The sequence below is a fragment of the Shewanella sp. T24-MNA-CIBAN-0130 genome (assembly GCF_040310185.1).
Classification (GTDB): Bacteria; Pseudomonadota; Gammaproteobacteria; order Enterobacterales; family Shewanellaceae; genus Shewanella; species Shewanella psychromarinicola.
In genome coordinates this window covers 1-302 of sequence record NZ_JBEOPP010000215.1, presented here as the reverse complement: position 1 = coordinate 302, position 302 = coordinate 1, and the positions used below count along the sequence as shown (strand labels likewise).

Sequence of the window (302 nt, the reverse complement as noted above, 5' to 3'; positions counted from 1 at the left end):
CTTTGATAGCTCAAAGACTTTCGTTTTAATCGATGTTTTCTGCTGAAATTTGGGGGTTACCCTGGCGACTATCCCAGTCGCCATTAAATCATTTTCGCCTGTGTTCTCGATAGACTTAGCTGCCGCTAAATCTCTGCACTGGACTAAACCGCAGCTTTCGCAGGCAAATTCTCGCACGATAAGGCCAAACTTGTGCGGGTGTTTGCATTGATAACAAATGCCTGTCGATTTCACAAACCGACCAATTTCATGGTAAATACCGCCATTCAATTCAACTTTGTATTTAGTCAGCGAAGTGATCA

1 protein-coding gene is annotated in these 302 nt (G+C 43.4%); it reads right to left on the bottom strand.

The window, feature by feature from the left end:
• Window positions 1-302 (bottom strand): zinc ribbon domain-containing protein (locus AAEZ02_RS22120; RefSeq protein WP_351125143.1); only part of this gene is annotated, 302 nt, incomplete at both ends.